The sequence below is a fragment of the Polycladidibacter hongkongensis genome (assembly GCF_001561995.1).
Lineage (GTDB): Bacteria > Pseudomonadota > Alphaproteobacteria > Rhizobiales > Stappiaceae > Pseudovibrio > Pseudovibrio hongkongensis.
In genome coordinates this window covers 274,678-290,902 of record NZ_LLWC01000036.1, presented here as the reverse complement: position 1 = coordinate 290,902, position 16,225 = coordinate 274,678, and the positions used below count along the sequence as shown (strand labels likewise).

16 protein-coding genes are annotated in these 16,225 nt (G+C 54.9%); 9 read left to right on the top strand and 7 right to left on the bottom strand.

The features are described 5' to 3' along the window. The first annotated feature begins 15 nt into the window (after positions 1 to 15). Complete coding sequence (locus AYK82_RS16515) at positions 16 to 1,125, top strand: PLP-dependent cysteine synthase family protein (RefSeq protein ID WP_082734000.1); 1,110 nt, start codon at positions 16 to 18, stop codon at positions 1,123 to 1,125. Here AYK82_RS16515 and AYK82_RS16510 read toward each other — a convergent pair. The 5 genes from AYK82_RS16510 to purD all read right to left on the bottom strand — a co-directional run bounded on the left by AYK82_RS16510 (position 1,122) and on the right by purD (position 6,979). Beyond that, a complete protein-coding gene (locus AYK82_RS16510; RefSeq protein WP_068318610.1) occupies positions 1,122 to 1,415 on the bottom strand; it encodes a hypothetical protein in 294 nt (97 codons plus the stop codon). The two genes, AYK82_RS16515 and AYK82_RS16510, sit on opposite strands and share 4 nt — an antisense overlap. Before the next feature lie 5 nt (positions 1,416 to 1,420). After that, positions 1,421 to 3,706 (bottom strand): FdhF/YdeP family oxidoreductase, encoded by a 2,286-nt coding sequence (locus AYK82_RS16505; protein WP_068318608.1) that lies wholly within the window; start codon positions 3,704 to 3,706, stop codon positions 1,421 to 1,423. A gap of 51 nt (positions 3,707 to 3,757) precedes the next feature. Further along, positions 3,758 to 4,531 carry a formate dehydrogenase accessory sulfurtransferase FdhD gene (fdhD, locus tag AYK82_RS16500; protein WP_172795268.1) on the bottom strand — a complete coding sequence of 258 codons (774 nt, stop codon included), beginning with the start codon at positions 4,529 to 4,531 and terminating at the stop codon, positions 3,758 to 3,760. A gap of 61 nt (positions 4,532 to 4,592) precedes the next feature. Further along, positions 4,593 to 5,462, bottom strand: a complete 870-nt coding sequence (locus tag AYK82_RS16495; protein ID WP_208976526.1) for a patatin-like phospholipase family protein — start codon at positions 5,460 to 5,462, stop codon at positions 4,593 to 4,595. 239 nt (positions 5,463 to 5,701) lie between these two features. Beyond that, positions 5,702 to 6,979: a phosphoribosylamine--glycine ligase gene (gene purD / locus AYK82_RS16490; protein ID WP_068318606.1), complete on the bottom strand. Its 1,278-nt coding sequence runs from the start codon at positions 6,977 to 6,979 to the stop codon at positions 5,702 to 5,704. A gap of 133 nt (positions 6,980 to 7,112) precedes the next feature. Between purD and AYK82_RS16485 the strand changes: the two genes are divergently transcribed. The 8 genes from AYK82_RS16485 (at position 7,113) to lpxK (ending at position 14,346) form a co-directional block, all read left to right on the top strand. Then, a complete protein-coding gene (locus AYK82_RS16485) occupies positions 7,113 to 7,700 on the top strand; it encodes a hypothetical protein (RefSeq protein ID WP_068318605.1) in 588 nt (195 codons plus the stop codon). An 88-nt stretch (positions 7,701 to 7,788) separates the two neighbouring features. Then, the gene (gene ubiA / locus AYK82_RS16480) at positions 7,789 to 8,739 is read left to right on the top strand and encodes a 4-hydroxybenzoate octaprenyltransferase (RefSeq protein WP_068318603.1); all 951 of its coding nucleotides are present in this window, start codon (positions 7,789 to 7,791) and stop codon (positions 8,737 to 8,739) included. Between the two features lie 103 nt (positions 8,740 to 8,842). After that, positions 8,843 to 10,186 carry a TldD/PmbA family protein gene (locus AYK82_RS16475; protein WP_068318602.1) on the top strand — a complete coding sequence of 448 codons (1,344 nt, stop codon included), beginning with the start codon at positions 8,843 to 8,845 and terminating at the stop codon, positions 10,184 to 10,186. Continuing rightward, on the top strand, positions 10,179 to 10,967 hold the full coding sequence (locus AYK82_RS16470; RefSeq protein ID WP_172795267.1) for a 3'(2'),5'-bisphosphate nucleotidase CysQ: 789 nt from the start codon (positions 10,179 to 10,181) through the stop codon (positions 10,965 to 10,967). The genes AYK82_RS16475 and AYK82_RS16470 overlap by 8 nt, the downstream gene beginning before the upstream one ends. A 59-nt stretch (positions 10,968 to 11,026) precedes the next feature. Beyond that, positions 11,027 to 11,263 carry a DUF4170 domain-containing protein gene (locus AYK82_RS16465; RefSeq protein WP_068318600.1) on the top strand — a complete coding sequence of 79 codons (237 nt, stop codon included), beginning with the start codon at positions 11,027 to 11,029 and terminating at the stop codon, positions 11,261 to 11,263. Positions 11,264 to 11,310: 47 nt separating this feature from the next. After that, entirely contained in the window at positions 11,311 to 12,027 is a 717-nt protein-coding gene (locus tag AYK82_RS16460) for a lysophospholipid acyltransferase family protein (RefSeq protein WP_068318599.1), read from the top strand. After that, the gene (locus AYK82_RS16455) at positions 12,027 to 13,349 is read left to right on the top strand and encodes a 3-deoxy-D-manno-octulosonic acid transferase (protein ID WP_082733998.1); all 1,323 of its coding nucleotides are present in this window, start codon (positions 12,027 to 12,029) and stop codon (positions 13,347 to 13,349) included. The genes AYK82_RS16460 and AYK82_RS16455 overlap by 1 nt, the downstream gene beginning before the upstream one ends. Further along, a complete protein-coding gene (gene lpxK, locus AYK82_RS16450) occupies positions 13,330 to 14,346 on the top strand; it encodes a tetraacyldisaccharide 4'-kinase (protein WP_244265784.1) in 1,017 nt (338 codons plus the stop codon). The genes AYK82_RS16455 and lpxK overlap by 20 nt, the downstream gene beginning before the upstream one ends. A gap of 72 nt (positions 14,347 to 14,418) precedes the next feature. Here lpxK and AYK82_RS16445 read toward each other — a convergent pair whose 3' ends face one another. Together AYK82_RS16445 and AYK82_RS16440 are read right to left on the bottom strand one after the other, a co-directional pair. Then, positions 14,419 to 14,640 carry a DUF2093 domain-containing protein gene (locus AYK82_RS16445; RefSeq protein ID WP_068318596.1) on the bottom strand — a complete coding sequence of 74 codons (222 nt, stop codon included), beginning with the start codon at positions 14,638 to 14,640 and terminating at the stop codon, positions 14,419 to 14,421. A gap of 98 nt (positions 14,641 to 14,738) precedes the next feature. Next, positions 14,739 to 16,187 carry an MATE family efflux transporter gene (locus AYK82_RS16440; protein WP_244265783.1) on the bottom strand — a complete coding sequence of 483 codons (1,449 nt, stop codon included), beginning with the start codon at positions 16,185 to 16,187 and terminating at the stop codon, positions 14,739 to 14,741. Positions 16,188 to 16,225 lie beyond the last annotated feature (38 nt).

Genomic DNA, 16,225 nt, shown 5'->3' with positions numbered 1-16,225 from the left:
TTCGGGACACGGCACATGATACTGGAACAATGCCAAGGCAAGGCTTGTCAAAGCACCAAACAGCGCGACTGGGCAGCGCAGACAATCGCCAAACTGGAAGCGGACTTCACCCGTTCGGCAGATACACACCTCATCAAACTATCCATTCCCTCGCTCGCCGATGCGGGCATTGACCTTTACCTAAAAGACGAGAGCACACACCCCACCGGGTCGCTCAAGCACCGCTTGGCGCGCTCTCTCATGCTCTATGGCATTTGTAATGGCTGGATCACCAAGGGCGCACCAATTGTCGAAGCCTCAAGCGGGTCTACTGCCATCTCGGAGGCCTACTTTGCTCGTCTTGTTGGCTTGCCGTTCATTGCAGTTGCACCAAAATCAACCGCACCGCGCAAAATCGAGGCGATCGAGCAACTTGGCGGGGAGGTGCGCCTCGTCGAGCCCATGCAGATTTACGAGACCGCGCAGCAAATCGCCGGAAAAACCGGCGGCCACTATATGAACCAGTTTACCTATGCCGAACGGGCAACAGATTGGCGCGGCAACAACAACATCGCCAACTCGCTCTTTGGCCAGATGAAAAACGAGCGCTTTCCGGTTCCCCGTTGGGTTGTCATGAGTGCCGGAACGGGAGGTACATCTGCAACGATCGGCCGCTTCATCCGTTACAAAGCTGAAGAATACGCCGCAACGCGCCTTTGCGTAGTCGATCCGGATAACTCTGTGTTCCATGAATACTTCAACACCGGCAACAAAGAGCTGACTTGCAAGCAACCTTCTCTAATCGAAGGAATTGGCCGCCCTCAGGTGGAAGCCTCGTTTATTCCCGGCGTCATAGACCGCATGATGCATGTGCCGGATGCCGCCAGCCTTGCCACGATCCGATGGCTGGAAAGTGTCCTCTGGCGTAAATGCGGGGGCTCAACAGGCACGAATGTATTTGGCGCACTGGCACTGGCAGAGGAAATGCGCTCTGCGGGCCAGCAAGGCTCGATAGTCACGCTGATTTGCGACAGTGGTGAGCGATATCTGGATACGCTTTACGATGACGCGTGGGTCGCCGACAAAGGCCTTGATATGAGCCCCTACCGCGCGTTACTCGATGCATTTGCCAACCAGCCGCTCTAGCTGTCTTCTGCTCCCTCAAGCAATAAGCGCAGACGTTCACCCATAGTAATGGCGAGCCGCCCCGAGCGGCCGACATCTTCTTGCGCAACAATAAGATCAAGGGCGGCAAGGTGATGCGCGCTGCGCAGCGCCAAAGCATGTGGACAATCAATCTGTTGCGCAAACGCCAGCGTTGTTCCCTCCCAGCCGAGCGAAACCAGCGTCAGCAGCGGCAAGTCGTCCTCTTGCACCTGCGGCAGTTGATGACGCAGCCAAGCGGCTTGCTCGGCGAAGAGATCGGCTTCTTTCATCCGCGCTACGCCACCGTACGGCGCAAGGTTACAGGTATTGCTTTGGAGGTTGGCGTGTGTGATTCCACTCCCACCGAGTACAATGGCACCAAAACATTCGTTTCTGGATAATAGGCCGCCAAGCACCCCTGCGGACTATCATAGGCGACCAAAGTAAAGTCATAGGCCACCCGCTGCCGCTTGTCCTCGCTTACCGTCATGATGTCCACCCGCGCCCCGTTTTTAAAACCGGCCTTGCGCAAGTCCGCCTCGCAAATAAACAACACGCGCCGATTGCCCTTGATGCCGCGATACCTGTCATTATCGGAGTAAACAGTGGTGTTATACTGATCGTGAGAGCGCAGCGTTTGCAAGGTAAATGTCGGCACCTCTGCTTTGTCGCAGCGTTGCACCACCGTTTGTAGCGGCAGGCTTGCGTAGGAGAAATTCGCCCGTTTGTTTGGCGTGACCCATTCGCGTTCCCGTGCCGCGTTCCCAAGGTAGAAGCCGCGGTTCTGGCGCAGCCTTGCGTTAAACTCGTGAAAGCCGGGAACCACTTTTTCGATCAGCTTCCGGATCTCGTCATAATCGCCAATCAACCCATCCCAATTAACCTTATCGGAGCCTACAAGATGCTTGGCAATTCCTGCAATTATCGCAGGTTCGCTTCGTAGCTCCTTGGAAATGGGTTGGTTGATCCCGGCGGACCCATGCACCATCGACATGGAATCCTCCACACTCACCAACTGTCGCCCACCCAATTGCTCATCAAATTCCGTACGACCAAGGCAAGGCAGAATAAATGCCTTTTCACCAGTAATGAGATGCGATCGGTTGAGCTTGGTGGCGATATTCACGGTAAGGCGCAATTTGCCAAGTGCTTCTTCCACTTGCTCGGTATCAGGCGTGGCCCGTGCAAAGTTGCCTCCAAGGCAAACCAGCGCTTTGACATTGCCCGCCAGCATAGAAGCAATGGTCTCGACCGTATTGATCCCCTGCTTGCGAGGCGGGGAAAAATCAAAAACGCTACCCAATGTGCGCAAAAAGGCAGGGGAGGGGCGCTCGTTAATGCCCATCGTCCGGTCGCCTTGCACGTTAGAGTGGCCACGTACAGGGCATAGTCCGGCGCCAGCCTTGCCAACATTGCCGCGCAGCAAAGCGACATTGGTGATTTCTCTAATAGTATCAACAGAGTGCTCGTGTTGGGTAATGCCCATAGCCCAACAGAAAATCACCCGATTGGATTGTGCATAGATCCGGGCTATCTCTTCAATTTTGCGCTGAGACAACCCGCTTTGGTCTTCAATCTCTTTCCATGTGCTGCGTTCTACTGCGCTTTCATAGGACTGAAAGTTTTCGCAGTGCTCGTCAATAAACTGGCGTAACACGGTGCCGGACAATACATTCTCATAGTCCCAAGTAAGCAATGCCTTCGCGATACCGCGCATAACCGCCATATCCCCGCCCAGCTTCACATTGAGATAGTGGGAGCTGATTGGAGTAGACAAACCCAGCAGCATTTCGCTGGAATTCTTCGGGTCGGTAAAGCGCTCAAGCCCGCGCTCTTTCAGCGGATTTAGCGTAATAACTTTTGCGCCGCGTTTGATCGCTTTCTTGAGCTCTGCAAGCATACGCGGATGGTTCGAGCCGGGGTTTTGCCCCAGTACAAAAATGACCTCTGCCTTATCGAAGTCATCAAGGGTAACAGTGCCTTTACCAACGCCAATCGCAGCACTCAGCGCTACACCACTGGCCTCGTGGCACATATTTGAGCAATCGGGAAAGTTGTTGGTGCCATAAAGGCGGCCCATGAGCTGATAAAGAAACGCCGCCTCGTTGCTCGCCCGCCCGGAAGTGTAGAATGCGGCATTATCTGCGCTGGGCAGCGCATTAAGTTCGCCAGCAATCTCGGCAAACGCCGCATCCCAACTCACCTCTTCATAAAGGCCAACCTTATGCGAATAGCGCAGCGGCTTGGTCAGTCGCCCCATGCTTTCCAGCTCTCGGTCAGACAGCTTGCGCAAGTCATCCATAGAGTGGCGCTCGAACAAGCTTGCAGGCACTACGTCTTTGGTAGCTTCCCAAGTAACAGCTTTTACACCATTTTCACAAAACTCGAAACTGGAGCCGTGCTCTGGATCGCCCCAAGCGCAACCTGGACAGTCAAAACCGTCAGGCTTGTTTGCCTTGAGCATCGTCTTTACACCCTTGACGAGGCCCGTATTTTTCAAAAGGCTCTCGCCAGAGGCTTTTAAAGCCCCCCAGCCTCCAGCAGCAGCGGATGATGGCTTAAATGGCGGCTTGTTTGGCATGAGCTTTCCTTAAAAAGAACAAATAGTATCCGCAGCGAACATTAAAACAGTCTACACGATTTCAGGCTGAGGCCCAGCATAACAGACGAGGCTTTTGCCACGCTGACAAGAGATTAGGTTTAATCCACTTGTTTGCGCCAGTTCTACAGCAAGTTTACTTGGCGTTGCATTAATAACCAGCGTACCAACTTTGTTACTTGCACACTTTTGCACAAGATCGGAGCTACATCGGCTCGTTGTTAGCGCAAATTCCGGTTGGCGGGTTAATCTTTGGGCGGCCCCCAGCACTTTATCCAGCGCGTTATGTCGGCCAATATCTTCGCGCATAACAACAGTAGCATCGGATAAAAAAGCCGCTGCTGCATGGCGTCCGCCAACATTTCCGCTGCGTCTCTGCCAACTGTTGAGCTCATCAAAAACACGCCAGATGTCAGATGCTCTTGGCAGTGGCTTCTGGGGTATTTGATCAAACGAGCGTCGCGCCTGTACCAAGCTGTCACTGCCGCACAGCCCACATGCTGCACTGCCCACTTGCTGGCGTCGCCGTTCCATCGCCTGCACCGCTAGCTCCTCAGAAATGCGCAGATCTACGACAAAACCTAGCCTATCAACCTTGCGGCTCTGAATTGCCTGAACGTGTTTCCCGTTGGATAGGATTCCCTCGCCTATACAAAAGCCTAGGGCTAAGTCCTCAAGGTCTTGCGGGCTCGCCATCAGTATGCCGTAGCTTTCGCCGTTCAGGGCTATGGCAATCGCTTCTTCTTCCGGCAACCGGTCAAGGTTTGCAGGTGCGATCTCCAAATCTCGGGAAATTCGGTCTGTCAATAAAGGTCTCGCTTCACAAAAAATGCAGTTGTTCGCCCTGTAATTTCATAGGTTTGGCAGCTTACGCAGGGCTCAGCAATTGGCGGAGTGCCGCACGGGTTTGATCCCGGATAGCTCCGCTTGCTTCCAGTATTTGATCCGCCTTCATAAAATCGAGCACTTGGAAGGCTCCAATGTCGGGCTTGAGGATAAAATCAGGCGCGCGGTCCCGCTGCTTTTCGCGGGCAATGGTCTGCATAAGCACTTGCATGCCCCCGGAGGCACAGTCCAGCGCTCCCGGCAACGATTTGTCCTTATCCCGCGTTGGCATGCCAACCACATCCACGGCAATGATATAGTCCATGTCCTCTGGCAGGGCATCAAACGGCATCGGATTCACCGCTCCGCCATCAATCAACACACGTTCCCCCATTTGTACAGGCTGAAATACAAAGGGAATTGCAATACTCCCCGCAATGGCCGGGATTAATGCACCGGAAGATAGGCGGATCTCCTCCGCGCTGTAATAATCTGCGGCAACGGCAGTGAAAGGAATTTCCAGCGCTTCAAAGCTTTCAGGCAGCAGGTGTGATGCATAAAGATCAAGCACTTTGAAGGTGTCGAACTGTGTTATCGAAAAGTCGCGCAGTTCAGAGAAGCTTCGTGGGCGCAGCTTCCATAGTCGGCCCAGTGTTTTGTATCGATCAGCAAACGTGTCTAACACATAACGCCGCAGGCTTTCACCGCTCATGCCCGCGGCATAACCGGCCCCCAATAGAGCGCCGATGGAAGAGCCCGCAATTGCCGCCGGTTTTATATCCAAATCATCCAGCGCCTCAAAAACGTGGATATGCGCCAGCCCGCGCGCGCCGCCACCACTTAGGGCCAATCCGATTTTTGGAGGCGTGCCGCCAGTATGCTGCAAACCGCCTTGCAGTATCTGCATCACCATTTTGCGATTCCATATAGCTGGTAATCAACGACTATCCTTAATAGATGGAGCAAAATACAGCTTTGCCCATCCATATCCAGTGTAAAACAGCACCTACGACCAAGGCATAAGCAATAGGTCTCAAATCCATCAGTACTGCATGAGGTCGCCCGACAAATGGCCCCCGCCCAAAATGGACCCAACAAAAAAAGGGAGACACGCGCCTCCCTTGATTAACTTGCGTACCTTGGCAAGGCTGCCTAAGCCTCTTCGCGTTTTACCGCGCGCCAGCCGATGTCACGACGGCAAAACCCTTCTGGCCAATCAATCCGGTCTACAGCCGCATAAGCTCGCTCTTGCGCGTCGCGAACACAAGCGCCCCGGGCCGTAACATTGAGCACCCGTCCGCCCGCTGCAAGGATCTTTCCGTCTTTTGCAGTAGTTCCCGCATGGAAAACATAGGTGTTCTCGTCTGCCTGCGCCGCGTCCAGCCCACCAATCACGCTGCCTTTTTCATAGGCGCCGGGATAGCCGTTTGCCGCCATCACAACCGTGAGTGCAACATCGTCACTCCACTTGGCATCCATATCCGACAACGTGCCTTCAGCTGTTGCACTGAGCAGCGGCAGTAAATCACTTTCCAAACGCATCATCAATACTTGGCACTCTGGATCGCCAAAGCGCGCATTGTATTCAATCAGCTTTGGCCCCTCAGCTGTCAGCATCAGCCCGGCATAGAGCACGCCGGAAAACGGGTTGCCCTCTTCGCGCATGCCCGCCACAGTCGGCTTGATGATCTTCTCGATCGTTTCGTTGATGAGTTCAGATGTCATAACAGGCGCGGGCGAATATGCCCCCATGCCGCCAGTATTGGGCCCGCTATCGCCGTCAAACGCGCGCTTGTGATCTTGCGCAGTAGCCAGCGGTAGAATGTTTTGGCCATCTGTGAGTACAAAAAAGCTGGCCTCTTCCCCTTGCATAAACTCTTCAATCACCACTTCAGCGCCAGCTGCGCCAAAAGCGCCGTCGAAGCAATCATCAATTGCGATCATCGCCTCGCTCTGGTCGCTTGCAATGACCACGCCCTTACCAGCGGCAAGGCCATCGGCCTTGATAACAATGGGCATAGGTTGCTGTGCCACATAGGCCTTGGCGTCGCTGGCATTGTCAAAGCTGGCGTAGGCAGCGGTTGGGATACCCATGCGCATACACAAATCCTTGGTGTAGCGCTTGGAGCCTTCCAGCCGTGCCGCCAGTTTTGAGGGCCCAAAAGCCAGTATGTCAGCGGCGCGCAAACTGTCGCAAATCCCGTCCACCAAAGGCGCTTCGGGCCCAACGATCACCAATTTGATGCTGTTTTCTTCGCAAAACTCAATCACAGCCTTGTGGTCCAGAACGTCTAGTTCCACAGGGGTGCCAAGCTGCTGGCTGCCTGCATTGCCCGGCGCTACAAACAATTTGTTCAAGCTGGGGGACTTCGCCAAGCCATAGGCAAGCGCATGCTCGCGACCACCAGAGCCAATCAGAAGAACGTTCATGAAAACTCCGTCAACACCAAGAGGGTAGGGAGGCGCCTACCGCGTGCAGCGGCAAAAAATAGGCACCATCGCTCGCCGCAAGGCTCTAGCACGGCTCATCCGGCAGGTAAACGGTTTGTAAAGGAGAAAACGTATGTCCCCCAGTCCGCGTGGACCTTTGAAAATCGCAGTAGAGGAAGTCACACCGTTTAGTCGGCAGGCGTTTCTAGAAGTTTTCTGGCAAGCAAAGCCGCAGCATGCGCAATATAGCGACAAACGTTATGAGGCGCTCCAATTTTTTCTTGTTGATGCCTCGTTGGGCAAAGGTTGGATAATCCGCGTAAATGGCGAGGTAGCCGGTGTGCTGCTCATCGCCTTTTCGTTTGATTGGCAAGCGGGTGGGCGTATTGCCACATTACAGGCATGTATCCTTGGCGGGCTGGACTATTGCGCGCCAACAGAACCAAACCACCAGGAGTGCGTTGGCCAGCGAGCGGCGGATGCTTTGCCCGAGCCCCCTTGGCCCCTGCTGTCTAAACTCTATGAGCTAATGTTGGAAACCCTGTCTAACAGCGCTTGTATGCGCCTCATGGTGCCAGTTGCTTTGCTGGGGCCACTCTATTCGCATTCGCACAGAGGAACGCTCGGGCGGTTGGAAATTGAAGCCTTGTTGCAAGATGGACATTTAAGAGAAAACCCTGTCTGGTTCAGTGATCTGCCTGAGCCGGAAGGCACGTTCTAGCAATACTCTTTGCTATACATCAGGCCGGCGCGGCGCTATGAATAGGCAATTCCTGCGTATCTAACAATCAAAGCACTGCAACTCCTTCATGTTTAACGCCAAAGATACCGGCCCTGTGGCCGACGCAATTAAAAACCACTGGGTAGACACCCATTTACCTGCTGGACTGCGCCCTTACGCCCGCCTTGCTCGTTGGGAACGCCCAATAGGCTGGTGGTTGTTGCTTTGGCCATGTCTCTGGTCGCTCATGCTCGCCATGATTACCAGCGAGGCGAGTTACACCGGGCTGGGGTACGCCGTGTTATTCTTCATCGGAGCGGTGGTAATGCGCGGGGCAGGCTGCACCTACAATGATATTGTCGATACGGACATCGATGCAAAAGTGGCGCGAACAGCCTCTCGGCCAATTCCCGCAGGTCAGGTGACAAAGGGACAGGCCAAAATCTTCCTGATCCTACAAGCGCTGGTCGGGCTTTTTGTTCTGCTGCAGCTAAACAGCTTTTCTATTGTACTTGGTTTGGCATCGTTGGGCGTGGTCGCGGCCTATCCCTTCATGAAGCGCATCACCCACTGGCCACAATTGGTGCTTGGTCTTGCCTTTTCTTGGGGCGCGCTTATAGGCTGGGCGGTGATTTACGGTGCGCTGTCGTGGCCGCCAGTGCTGGTTTATGCAGGCGGCGTATTGTGGACCATTGGCTATGACACAATCTATGCCCACCAAGATAAAGAGGATGATGCGCTGGTTGGGGTTAAGTCAACAGCCCTGCTATTTGGCGAAAAAACTAAGCTCGCCTTGATAGTGCTTTATAGTACAGCCATGGCGCTGTTCGCCGCAGCCTACGCTCTGTGTGATGTTGGTCTGCTGGGCTATCTCGGTCTTGCTCTTGGCGGCGGCCAATTGCTCTGGCAGATTAAAACCTTAAGCATTGCCGATGGCGCACAATGTTTGGCCTTGTTCAAATCGAACAGTCGCTTCGGAGCCGCGCTTTTCCTTGGTTTGCTGGCAGATTGGTCTCTCCAAACCACCGCGATGCTTTGATCATAGCGTCTTGGCCTGTTCGTAGTGCCAAGGAGTGCCTTGCTCCGGCGCACGAACAGCCCTAAACACACCATTATTGTTTTTAAAAGCTCAAGAGGCCGTCATGGATCAGCAGTTGGATCGCAGTCAGTTGGAAACCCGCGCCCTGCGGCTAGTTGAAGCTGCCCAAAAGGCTGGAGCCACGGCTGCCGATGCTGTTGCTGTCACGGGTTCCTCGCTAGGCGTGAATGTGCGCGATGGCAAAGTGGAAGGCTCTGAGCGCTCCGAGAGCAACGCGGTTTCCCTGCGGGTGTTTGTTGGCCAGCGGGTGGCAAGCGTTTCCACCAATTCTGACAGCAATCTGGATGAACTGGCCGCCCGTGCAGTAGAGATGGCCAAAGTCACCCCGGAAGATCCATATGCCGGTCTTGCAGATGAGAACCGCCTGCTTAAACATATCCCGCAGCTTGATCTGTGTGACCCTCGCGCTTTAAGCGCCGATGAGCTGCGCGACAAAGCTCTGGAAGCGGAAGCCGCAGCGCTAGAGGTTGCTGGCGTTACCAAATCCGGCGGCGCCGGTGCCAGCTGGGGGCTTGGTGGTCTGGTGCTCGCCACTTCTCACGGGTTCTTGGGCTCGTATGAGCGCTCGCGCAGCGGCGTATCTGCCACAGCTATTGCCGGTGAAGGCACCCAGATGGAGCGTGACTACGACTTTGATTCGCGAACCTATGTCGATGAACTGGCAAGCGCACACACCATTGGCACCAATGCTGGCAAGCGGGCAGTGGCCCGCCTAAACCCCCGCAAGATCGAGACCTGCAAAGCGCCAATCTACTATGAGCCCCGCATGGCCGGCTCGTTGCTTGGCCATTTCGCCGGTGCAATCTCCGGCACTGCGATTGCCCGCGGCACATCCTTCCTGAAAGAACGCATGGGCGAACAGGTCTTCGGCAAGCATATCCAAATTATTGATGATCCGCACAAGCCACGCTCAGCAGCAACCACCCCGTTTGATGGCGAAGGTACTGCAGCCCAAACCCTGCGCCTCATAGAAGATGGCCGGCTCACTTCGTGGTTGCTGGATAGCGCCAGCGCACGTGAGCTTGGTTTGCAGCCAAATGGCCGTGCCCGCCATACAGGTTCCTCAACCAGCCCCTCTATCACCAACCTGACCCTGCAAGCGGGCGACATCAGCCCTGAAGAGCTGTTCCGCCAGATCGGTGATGGCCTGCTTGTGACCAGCCTTATCGGCCATGGCGCAAATGGAATCACAGGAGATTATTCGCGCGGCGCCTCAGGTTTCTGGGTGGAGAATGGTGAAGCTGTTTACCCTGTCAGCGAAATCACCATTGCGGGCAATATGAAAGACATGTTTATGCAACTCACGCCTGCCAGCGATCTGGATGATCGCTACGCAGTTGCAGCACCCACTGTTGCCGTTGAAGGAATGACCATTGCCGGTGCCTAATAAAACTGAGCGGCAAGCCGATCTTGCCCTCATTGAGAACGCGGCCAGAGAAGCCGGGGCGATCGCAAAAAGCTACTTTGGAAACAATCCGCAAAGCTGGACCAAGGCGGGCAACTCGCCTGTAAGCGAAGCGGATCTGGAAGTTGATAAGTACCTTGCCAAAACCCTTTTGGAAGCAAGGCCGGATTACGGTTGGCTTTCCGAAGAGACCGAGGACGATCTGAAGCGCTTGCAAAAGCGCCGGGTGTTTATCGTGGATCCAATTGATGGCACGCAGGCATTCTTGAATGTGCAATCAGAATGGTGCGTCTCTATTGGCTTGGTTGAAGACGGGCGCCCCTACGCTGGTGCCATCTATTGCCCCGTCCGCGATGAAATGTTCTTGGCCAGCATTGGCGATGGGGCTTATCGCAATGATCGCCCGATTACGGTTTCTGAAGCGCAATTTGCGGAACATGCCGTTGTTTGTGGCCCGGATCGATTGTTGCAATCCCGCGCTGCCCGGATTGCCAATCTCAAATTCGCGCCGCGCATTCGCTCGCTCGCGTACCGTTTCGCCATGGTTGCAGATGGCCGTCTGGATGCGGCGATGGCCCGGGCCAGAGCCTCCGATTGGGACGTGGCCGCAGTAGACTTATTGCTACATGAATCGGGGGGACGGCTTGCCGATGCCCGTGGTAATGAGCTTCTCTACAACAAAACCACAGTAAAACACCCCGAGCTGGTAGCATCTTCGCGCAAACTCTTTAAAAGGCTGCAGAGTATTTTCTGCGAAGATTGACCTAGCCGCGGCGATTATGTGGAGAATTTTGACATGAACCATGGTTCGAGGAGGAAAAAATGAGCACCGAGAGCAAGCAGTTGCTACACCTTGTATTTGGCGGAGAGTTGGACGATATCTCCACCGTGTCATTCCGTGATCTGGATAAGCTTGATATTGTTGGCATTTATCCAAGCTATGAGGAAGCACACAAGGTATGGAAGTCCAAGGCGCAGGCCACTGTCGATAACGCTCATATGCGCTACTTCATTGTGCACATGCACCGCCTTTTGGACCCACAACAAGACAACGCGTAAACGCCCGTGCGCTTTGTACAGCACGCTGCGTGAAACCGAGGATGCGAATGCTTAAGAAGTTGGGTCGAGATCCGCGATTTTTGAAGGCACTTGGCCATTTGATGGCCTACTACCTTCTGCTGGTGCGCAAAACAAGCACCTTCGAAATCGACCCATCCGCACGGCTGGAGCAAATGGAACCGCATTTGCCATTTATTGCAGCTATGTGGCATGGGCAGCATTTTCTCACGCCTTTTGCCCGTCCCGATACAGTACCTGTATCGGTAATGATATCCCGCAGCGCTGATGGTCAAATCAACGCTGTGGCTGCTGAGCGCTTGGGCATCGGCACCATTCGCGCATCCGGTGCACAACAGGCGCACCAAATCAAAAAGCGGGGCGGACTTAAAGGGTTTATCGAAGCCCTGCGCTGTTTGCGTTCCGGCTCTGTCATTGCCATGACAGCAGACGTACCAAAAGGACCCGCGCGCAAGGCCGGCATGGGTATAGTCCAGCTGGCGCGCCACTCTGGCCGCCCAATTATCCCCATGGCCATTGCATCTAGCAGGCACTATGATTTTAGTAGTTGGGACAAGGCAAGCCTCAACCTACCCTTTAGCCACATCGGTGTGACAATGGGTGAGCCGATTTTTGTGCCCTCGCAGGCAAGCGACGAAGAACTGGAAGCACTGCGCTTTCAGCTTGAGGATAGTCTCAACCTGACCACTGAGCGGGCCTATGACATTGCCAAGCGCCGTAAAGGCCAGAACACCGGCGAGGCCTGATGCCAGCCTATTCAAAGCTCTTGAAAACCTATCGTGCCTTGGGGCATTTGCTGGGAAGCCCCTTGCAATTGCTATACGCACGCAGGGTGAAACGAGGAAAGGAGGATCCGGCACGAAAGCACGAACGCTTTGGCAAACCGCAGCATGGGCGCCCGGATGGTCCACTTGTTTGGGTGCACGCGGCAAGTGTGGGTGAGACGAATGCGGTTCTTCCGCTTATCAAATCTCTCGTTGCCCAAGATGTAAATGTGCTGCTGACCACCGGAACACTCACCTCCTACAGCTATTTTCAACGCGCCAAGCTTGATGGTGTCATTCATCAATTTGTGCCCTACGATATTGCCCCTGCCTTGCAGCCCTTTCTGGATCACTGGCAGCCACAAGTGGCCATCACCGTGGAATCAGAAATCTGGCCCGCCACTTTCAGCGAGCTGAAGCAGCGTGGCATCCCACTTGCAATTGTCAATGGCCGCATGTCGCCGCGCTCCTTTGCCAACTGGTCTCGGATTGGCAATATGGCTAAGTCCACCTTCGCCGCCGCGCATTTGGTTGTCGCGCAAACACCTGAAGATGCGGAACGCTTTGCGCGGCTTGGTGCCCAGCTGACTGTGGTCTCTGGCAATATAAAATTCGATGGTGCCGTTTTGGAAGCTGATCAAAACGATTTGCTCCAGCTGACGCAAGTAACAGCCAAACGCCCGCTCTGGTTGGCCGCAAGCACGCACCCTGGCGAGGAAGAGGTTGTCATTGCCGCGCATAAGGCACTCAAGCAGGCGCATCCGAACCTCCTAACAATTCTTGTGCCACGCCATCCCGAACGCGGCGAGAAAATCGCTGCGATGATCAAAGAAGCCGGTTTACAGTGCATGCGCCGCTCGCTGGAGCAACAGCCTGAAGCCGCCTGCGATGTTTATCTTGCCGATACGCTAGGCGAGCTTGGCTTGTTCTATGCGCTCGCCCCGATCGTTTTTCTGGGAGGCTCGCTGATGCCAATTGGTGGCCACAATATTTTGGAGCCCGCACAGCTGGATTGCGCTGTTCTATCTGGTCCTTACACAGATAATTTTCAGCGTATTTTTGCTCAGTTTGTCGGCGCGGGTGGTGCAGAGATCGTTGCGGACGAGCAAGAGCTTGTATCCCATCTGAAAGCGCTGTTTACCTCAGATGAAAAGGTGGGGCAGATGGCCACCGCCGCTGGTGAAATCGCTCGAAGCGGGCGCGGCGCTCTGGCGCGCACGCAGGCCGCTTTGTTACCGCTAATCAACAGTCACTGCCATGAAACGACGACAAATGGGGGCGGCAATGCCGATAAAACCCCCTGAGTTCTGGTGGCAATCGCCCCCAAGTCTTGCAGCCCGTGCCCTTTCACCTGCCGGTGCGCTGTATGGTGCCCTCACGGCGAAGAGACAAAGTCTAGCGCCGCGTTATCAAGCGCAAATCCCTGTAATATGTGTCGGAAATTTTACAGTTGGGGGGGCAGGCAAGACCCCGACAGCACTTGCCCTGCATGAGCTTTTGTTGACGCAAGGACACACTCCGGCTTTTCTACTGCGCGGGTATGGCGGCGCACTGAAGGGCCCTGTGCATGTGCAATGCCCACACCATACTGCGCTTGATGTGGGGGATGAAGCACTGGTTTTGGCACGAAAGGGACAAACGATAGTTAGTGCCGATCGTGTTGAAGGTGCCAAGCTTGCCCAGAAGCTTGGCGCAACAATCCTAATCATGGATGATGGTTTTCAAAACCCGAGCCTTTATAAGGACCTGTCTTTGGTCGTTGTCGACGCTGCGGTTGGCATAGGCAATGGACTTTGCCTGCCCGCAGGGCCGCTACGTACACCGCTTAGCGCACAGCTCCCGCTTGCAGATGCGCTTGTCATTATCGGCGAGGGGGAAGCGAGCAAGCCGCTACGTAGCGCCGCAGAGAGGTTGAAAATCCCGGCTCTTGCAGCCCGCTTGGCGCCCCAGCACAGCGAGACCTTCAACAAGGAGCGCGTTCTCGCGTTTTCCGGTATCGGCCGCCCACAGAAGTTCTTTGAAAGCCTAGAGAGGATTGGCGCGCAGCTTGAGAAAACCTGTTCTTTCCCCGATCACCACAGTTTCACCGCAGAGCAGGCGACTGCTTTACTGAAAGAAGCTGAGCGCAAAGATCTCTTGCCTGTCACCACATCTAAGGATTTTGTGCGCTTGAAGAGTTCAAGTGAGCCGAGCCTGCAGGTGCTCGCCACGAAAACAGAGGTCTTGGAAGTCAAGTTGCAGCTTGCTGACACATGCGCGCTTCAGGATTTGATTGCTGCCAAAACCTCTCGGCGGCAATAAAAAAAGGGGCTTTGCTTGCCCCTTGGTTTTTATTGCGCACACCCCTCCCGGCGCGGGCCGCGAGGCCTTGGGCTATGGTTGTTCCCCGCACTCTTGATAGCGCTTTAGGGCCACATGTGCATCAAAGTAGGCTTCTTGCCGCGACACGCTCCAGTACTTAAGCTCTTCCAGCGAAATTGGCTGGCCAGTCACCGCACAGCGGACAAAGTCACCAGGTGTTTCGACCTGAAAATCTCCGTCAAGATAGAGGACCTCAGCCTCTTGAGGGAGGGATGGATTGCTGAATCTGTTCATTCTATTGCTTCCATAATGCGCATGGCTTTTCCCTTTCATAGCCACAACATGGAAAGATTGCTAGCCCTATCCTTCCCCCCGCAACGCCGGTCCTAAACTTAAGCGGCGCTGCCACCCTTGCCGGATGTGAGGGCGGCCACTTCTCCCTGTTGCAATGGTGGTAATGGCTCGCCCCCGTTTTCGTCATTGCCACTTTGTTGCGCAAATCGCTCAGGCAACGCGGCAAGTGAGCGGAAGCACACATATAGCGCAGCCAGCCCGAACATCACACCGCCCAAAGCCTGTCCGATAAGAACACCCTTTGCGCCGGCCAGCGCCGCCCCCGCATAGGTGAACGGCACTGTGCCAAGTGTTGCCCGGCCCCAGTTAAACACAGTGGAGTAAAACGGGTAGCCGAGGTTGTTAAAGGCGGCGTTGGAAACAAACAAAGCTGCGTTGAAAACAAAGCTGGCAGCCAGGTATTGGCAGAAGAACACCAACAGTGTGTAGGTCTCGCCTTGCGCACCAAAACCTTGCGCCAGCACATCACGTAGCAAAAATAAAACGCCCCATGCCACCAAGGAGTAAACCAGAATAAATATTAGGGCATCGCGCATGACCATATGGAGCCGATCAAACAGGCGCGCACCAAGGTTCTGCCCGAGGATAGGTCCGATAGAGCCCGATAGGGCAAACAGCGCGCCGAATGCCAGCGGTGTCACACGCCCGATTATTGCCCACGCTGCGACCGCACTGTCCCCATAATCGGCGATTTGCGCAGTCACCCAGGCGTTGCCAACAGGTGTTGCCACATTTGTCAGCAATGCCGGAACAGCAATATGTAACAGCGCAGCCAAATCCGCGCGCGCTGCGCCAAGCTCTGGTTTTCCAATCAAATCATGCTTATGCAGGAGCGCGTAAAGCCCCAGCCCTAGCATGATAGCCCGTGACACAACAGAAGCAATCGCAGCCCCGGTTAGCCCCATATCAAACCCAAAGATCAACAGCGGGTCCAGCAGCGCCGTTGCAATCCCCGCGAACAGGGTCAGGGTCATTGCCCGCTTGGCATCACCGACGGCCCGAAGCAACGCCGAACAGGTCATCCCCATGCAGAGCAGCGGCATGGAAGGGAAAACGATCTGCAAAAAGCCTGTGGCATAGGCCTTGGTAACACCGCTTGCCCCCTGCAGTCCGCAAATGTCCTCTAACCACGGGAACAGCAGCACCACAACAACCAGGGCACTGAGACCTGAGCTGATGAGCGATACGCCCGCAAGACGCCGCGCCGCTGCTGTCTCCCCAGCGCCCAAATGGCGTGAGACCCGCGCACTGGCGGCGATGGAAAGCCCGATGCCAATTGCCGTTGAAAATGCAAGAATACTGCCCGCATACCCGATCGCCGCGGCCAACTCGGCGATGCCCAACTGCGATATGTAAAAGAGATTGGCAAAATCCACGAGGAACACCGAGACCAGCCCGATCGAGCCCGATGCGGTCATCACCAGCACATGGCGCATGGTGGAGCCTGCCGTAAACTTTGCTTGTTGCTTAGCTCTTGTCTGCGCCATTGCTTTCCTAAATATGTAAAATGAACTTTAGGCGCCAC

Excerpts from the sequence above, each read along its gene's own strand:
- AYK82_RS16515 (WP_082734000.1), top strand. The coding sequence starts at position 16 with ATGATACTGGAACAATGCCAAGGCAAGGCTTGTCAAAGCACCAAACAG.
- AYK82_RS16510 (WP_068318610.1), bottom strand. The coding sequence starts at position 1,415 with ATGAAAGAAGCCGATCTCTTCGCCGAGCAAGCCGCTTGGCTGCGTCAT.
- AYK82_RS16505 (WP_068318608.1), bottom strand. The coding sequence starts at position 3,706 with ATGCCAAACAAGCCGCCATTTAAGCCATCATCCGCTGCTGCTGGAGGC.
- AYK82_RS16495 (WP_208976526.1), bottom strand. The coding sequence starts at position 5,462 with ATGGTGATGCAGATACTGCAAGGCGGTTTGCAGCATACTGGCGGCACG.
- purD (WP_068318606.1), bottom strand. The coding sequence starts at position 6,979 with ATGAACGTTCTTCTGATTGGCTCTGGTGGTCGCGAGCATGCGCTTGCC.
- AYK82_RS16485 (WP_068318605.1), top strand. The coding sequence starts at position 7,113 with ATGTCCCCCAGTCCGCGTGGACCTTTGAAAATCGCAGTAGAGGAAGTC.
- ubiA (WP_068318603.1), top strand. The coding sequence starts at position 7,789 with ATGTTTAACGCCAAAGATACCGGCCCTGTGGCCGACGCAATTAAAAAC.
- AYK82_RS16475 (WP_068318602.1), top strand. The coding sequence starts at position 8,843 with ATGGATCAGCAGTTGGATCGCAGTCAGTTGGAAACCCGCGCCCTGCGG.
- AYK82_RS16465 (WP_068318600.1), top strand. The coding sequence starts at position 11,027 with ATGAGCACCGAGAGCAAGCAGTTGCTACACCTTGTATTTGGCGGAGAG.
- AYK82_RS16460 (WP_068318599.1), top strand. The coding sequence starts at position 11,311 with ATGCTTAAGAAGTTGGGTCGAGATCCGCGATTTTTGAAGGCACTTGGC.
- AYK82_RS16455 (WP_082733998.1), top strand. The coding sequence starts at position 12,027 with ATGCCAGCCTATTCAAAGCTCTTGAAAACCTATCGTGCCTTGGGGCAT.
- lpxK (WP_244265784.1), top strand. The coding sequence starts at position 13,330 with ATGCCGATAAAACCCCCTGAGTTCTGGTGGCAATCGCCCCCAAGTCTT.
- AYK82_RS16445 (WP_068318596.1), bottom strand. The coding sequence starts at position 14,640 with ATGAACAGATTCAGCAATCCATCCCTCCCTCAAGAGGCTGAGGTCCTC.
- AYK82_RS16440 (WP_244265783.1), bottom strand. The coding sequence starts at position 16,187 with ATGGCGCAGACAAGAGCTAAGCAACAAGCAAAGTTTACGGCAGGCTCC.